General features: G+C 44.0%; 5 protein-coding genes and 1 pseudogene. 2 read left to right on the top strand and 4 right to left on the bottom strand.

The window, feature by feature from the left end; translation table 11 throughout:
* Positions 1–101 precede the first annotated feature (101 nt).
* Both WMO25_RS15745 and WMO25_RS15740 read left to right on the top strand, forming a co-directional pair.
* Complete coding sequence (locus tag WMO25_RS15745) at positions 102–365, top strand: DUF1292 domain-containing protein (protein ID WP_002304397.1); 264 nt, start codon at positions 102–104, stop codon at positions 363–365.
* Positions 366–414: 49 nt separating this feature from the next.
* Positions 415–1,284: a zinc metalloprotease HtpX gene (locus tag WMO25_RS15740; RefSeq protein ID WP_002588966.1), complete on the top strand. Its 870-nt coding sequence runs from the start codon at positions 415–417 to the stop codon at positions 1,282–1,284.
* A gap of 278 nt (positions 1,285–1,562) precedes the next feature.
* Here WMO25_RS15740 and WMO25_RS15735 read toward each other — a convergent pair whose 3' ends face one another.
* The 4 genes and pseudogenes from WMO25_RS15735 to WMO25_RS15720 form a co-directional block, all read right to left on the bottom strand.
* Positions 1,563–2,975: a relaxase/mobilization nuclease domain-containing protein gene (locus WMO25_RS15735; protein WP_002578945.1), complete on the bottom strand. Its 1,413-nt coding sequence runs from the start codon at positions 2,973–2,975 to the stop codon at positions 1,563–1,565.
* Positions 2,976–3,037: 62 nt separating this feature from the next.
* Entirely contained in the window at positions 3,038–3,322 is a 285-nt protein-coding gene (locus WMO25_RS15730) for a hypothetical protein (protein WP_002578946.1), read from the bottom strand.
* A 116-nt stretch (positions 3,323–3,438) separates the two neighbouring features.
* The gene (locus WMO25_RS15725; protein ID WP_002578947.1) at positions 3,439–3,771 is read right to left on the bottom strand and encodes a plasmid mobilization protein; all 333 of its coding nucleotides are present in this window, start codon (positions 3,769–3,771) and stop codon (positions 3,439–3,441) included.
* A pseudogene (locus tag WMO25_RS15720) lies at positions 3,771–4,036 on the bottom strand (helicase); the annotation flags it as partial. The pseudogene WMO25_RS15720 and the gene WMO25_RS15725, both read right to left, overlap by 1 nt.

Genomic DNA, 4,036 nt, shown 5'->3' with positions numbered 1-4,036 from the left:
TATGCCTTTTTTATTGGCTGAAATATTGAATTTTCAAGGTTCAACACACCGTATCGGTGTGGGAAGTTTTAGTTATTTATATTAAGAAAAGGAACGACGACATGGATGAAGACAACATTATAACTTTGAATGATGAGAATGGGAACGAAGTTGAATTTGAATTTCTTGACTTAATACCGTATCGCCAGAACGAATATGTTGTCCTGCTTCCTATTGGAGATTCGGATGGGCAAGTTGTTATTTTGCAGCTGAAAGAAATTGACGATGAAACAGAAGAATATGTTGGTGTTGAAAACGAATTTGTGTTAGAGACTGTCTTTGCTCTGTTCAAAGAGCGAAACAAAGATTTCTTTACATTTGAGTAATTAAACAATGCAAGCTCAAACCAACAACACGATAAAAGGGGGGTGCATTATGGATATTTGGCATCGTGTAGGCAGAATTGTTCGCTTCTCAAACTTAGGAACTCTTCTGTTCTTTACTCTTAATATTCTGCTGATTGTTGCTGTGTTCGGTTCGTCAGGAAGCATTGTTGAACTGATTTGTATTTACTTTTTCACAGTAGCTATCAGCTTATCCCCATTAGGCGAAATGTGCCTGGCTGCCTTCGCAGGAGCAAGCGATATAAAAAGAGTAGATATAAAACTTCGAGTTGTCCCGCTGGTTCAATATGTTTTAGATAAAGCAAAAGAGAACACATCATACTGTCCTAAAAAAGTGAAAGTGAAGATTATCCATGATCCTGCTCCAAATGCATTTGCTCTAGGTAGGCAAACACTATGCATAACTGACGGATTGCTTTTACTCTCCGATGATATGATACTTGGAATTCTCGCCCATGAGATCGGACATCTCTCATACGGACATACTGTTATCCAATTATTGATTGGCGGGGGCAATATATTTATATCCGGGTGCCTCCTGTTAATCAAAATATCCTACTGGATTTTTTCTGCAATCATGGGGCTGTTCGCAATATGCTCTCGTAGTGGTGTAATGGGTATAATTACCGCAGTTTTCGCAGGAATATCAACAGCACTTTCTTGGTTATGGGTAAAGTTCTGTATGCTTTTTCTGATGTGGTCTATGAGACAAAATGAGTATCTGGCTGATGAATTTGCTTATAAAATTGGTTTTGGTCTTGAATTAGCGACGGTATTAGACCAACATATCTCAGATGTTCCGCATGATGGTTTTCTCAGTGCAATATACTCAACTCATCCATGCAACGATGATAGGGTTGCAGCATTGCAAAATTTAGGTGTACCCTATTCTCGATACTAAATTCATAATCTCACAAATTGGCAAGCAGTGTAAACCTGTACAGGTTCACTCATTTTCTCGATTTTCCCTTCGGTGCAATCTTCGCAAATTTGCTTGTTGGGGAAGCATCCCCAATCCCCTTTGAACATCATCTGCCGATGATGGCTACACGATTTTCAATCGTTTCTCAAAGAACAGTAGAATAAAAATTTGCCCATGGTTGAAAGCACCGAAATCGAAAAGCAAAAAAGCAGCCACGATCCGCACCCTTTGGGGAGTGCAGACCGTGGCTTTTTGCTTTAACGGAAGTTCTTCTTTTCCTCTTTCTCTTTCTCTTTTTCCTGCTCTTTCTGCCTGTCGATATTCAAAATCGTTTCAACCGTCCGTTTGGCAATCAGCAGTTCTTCTTTCTCTTTTCTGATCTGACGGTACTCAGCGTAGTCCTGCTTTTTCTGGACTGCCAGCTGATGAAACTCCTCATACAATGATTGCATGGACGGGAGCTTTGTAATCTGCAATTCATCAAAGGCTTGCTTCGCCGCTTTATGAATTGTGATTTCCTGACGGTGTTCTTCAAAGAATTTTTTGCTATATCCAGACTTGCGGTACTCGATATAAATTTGCCTTGTGTTGCGATAATTTTTGATGTGCTGCTGCAACGCCTGAACCTCAACCATACGTTTCTCTGCGACCTTGATAGAATCAGAAAGCGCATCGAACCGGGCAGACAGATTTTCAATATGAGCAGTCAGATCGTCGTAGTTGCCCAAGCCTTTTTCTTTCAGTAGGATTACCGTTCGGGCAGCTTCTTTTCGGTTGAACTTCTTCGCCCACTTTTCATAACCGACCGTCTTGCCCTCGGCCATCTTTGCCTGAATATCAATCAGCATCTGGAACTGCTTCGGGGCAGGAGCCTTGGCAGAGCCGCCTTTTGATTTGTGCAGGTTCTTGCCGGAGATAACCGCTTGAATTTCCTCTTTGCTATATCCTTCGCCCAGGGAACGCAGCCGAATGAAACGCTTCTGATTCTCGCCCTTGAACGCAGGCTGCTTTCCATCCTTGAACTCAAATCCCATGTCAGCCAGAGCCTGAACAAAGCCATCAAAGCTCTTTGGTTTCTGCTTCAGCACCGCATCAATCGCATCACATAATTCGTCACGCTGGGTACGCTTCTTGGGATAAACAGTTCTTTTCTGGCGCTCCCGATACGGCTTCGGTGTAATAATGGACAGCCCGTGTTCCAGGCAAACCATATCACTGAGTCTTTGCACCGCCAGACCGGAAAGAAAGAAGTTTTTGAATTTCCGTGTGGCATCCAGCGAGGTCGAATTATAAATGATATGATTGTGAATGTGGGATTTGTCGATGTGGGTCGCAACGATGAAAGCGTGTTTTCCCTTTGTCCATCGCATCGCTGTTTCATAGCCGACTTGGTTCGCTTCTTCCGGGGTGATTTCTCCCGGCTTAAAGGACTGGCGTATCTGGTATGCGATGATATTGTTCTTCTGCTGTCTGCCGGTAATATGCTGATACTGCCGTTTGGAAAGCAGAAATTCCTCATCTGCTGTCTTTGGATCACACTCATAGGAACTGATAAATTCGCCATCATTGGTTTTTGCGGCATTTTGTGAGTAGTCGGTTCTGTCTGCCAAACATTGAGCGACCGTCTTTCCCTTATTCACATGGAGTGCAATCAATCTTGTCGCTGCCATTCCCATCACTTCCTTCCCAAAAAGAAAAAGCCACCGGTCGGTGACTTTTCTCTGATATTATCTTATGACCTGATAAATGCTCCCAGACTTTCTCCAATATTCTCGACTTTCATAACAGCCCAGACGAGCAAGAACACCGCTGCTATTGTCGCAATTCCAAGAACCACAAGAATAAGCAGGGACTGCCACAAAGCCTTTACAATGCAGTAAATCGCAGATCCGCCAATGACCAAGAGCAATAAACCAATTACATAGGACACAACATTTGTAAGCAGATTTCCAAGAATGCAAATCACTTTTACAACGAACAGCACCGGCAGTGCCAATATCTTCAATACCAGCTTCATAGGCTCAACCCCTTTCTTTTAATTATATTGTACAAGGGTATCTGCCATAACGCAATGATGTCAACCCTTATGTAAAAGCCGCAGCCGAAACTGCGACTTCCCAACAAGTTGTCGGATTACTGGATTGAGGACAGGCGAACAAGAACTTCTCTCATGTCCGTCCAGATCTCCTCCAGCCGTTTTTGCAAATCCTCAATGTCAGCACGATAGATGCTGCCTGTTTCGTTCGCTCGCTTTGCGTACTGGTTCAGGTTGTTGGAGCAGATTCGCAGGAGCGAAACCAGGGCTTTCACATCCTGCAAATCCAGTCTGATACAGTAACCATCCAGAGCCATTTTCCGCAGATAGGCTCCCATGCTGCGGATGCCAAGCTCGTCCATCTTCTCATGGATTCGCTCGACCTCCTCCTTGGATGCAAGGAAATGAACATCCTGATCTCGCTTTGCCATTACAACACCTCCTCACGGGTTTCAGAGTATTTTGCAGGCGGGATATGCTCCGCTTTGGATTTCAGATCAGCCAACACAGAAGGACGCTCTGACTCGCTTCTTTCGTCACGATTTTCCACAGAGTCCTCCATATTCAGGGCTGCATCCAGTTCTGCCAGTCGCTGACTTTTGGCTGTCAGCTCTGCTTCCTGCGGGAACGGTTTTCCAACCTCCGCCTTGGCTGCTTCCTGCTGATTGTAGAGATTATTCAACTGCTCATTGGCTC

Source organism: Coprococcus intestinihominis (assembly GCF_040096555.1).
Taxonomy (GTDB): Bacteria; Bacillota; Clostridia; order Lachnospirales; family Lachnospiraceae; genus Coprococcus_A; species Coprococcus_A intestinihominis.
Note: the sequence above shows the minus strand (reverse complement) of the source record. Positions and strands in the feature narration are given on the sequence as shown.

Excerpts from the sequence above, each read along its gene's own strand:
- WMO25_RS15730 (WP_002578946.1), bottom strand. The coding sequence starts at position 3,322 with ATGAAGCTGGTATTGAAGATATTGGCACTGCCGGTGCTGTTCGTTGTA.
- WMO25_RS15740 (WP_002588966.1), top strand. The coding sequence starts at position 415 with ATGGATATTTGGCATCGTGTAGGCAGAATTGTTCGCTTCTCAAACTTA.
- WMO25_RS15745 (WP_002304397.1), top strand. The coding sequence starts at position 102 with ATGGATGAAGACAACATTATAACTTTGAATGATGAGAATGGGAACGAA.
- WMO25_RS15725 (WP_002578947.1), bottom strand. The coding sequence starts at position 3,771 with ATGGCAAAGCGAGATCAGGATGTTCATTTCCTTGCATCCAAGGAGGAG.
- WMO25_RS15735 (WP_002578945.1), bottom strand. The coding sequence starts at position 2,975 with ATGGCAGCGACAAGATTGATTGCACTCCATGTGAATAAGGGAAAGACG.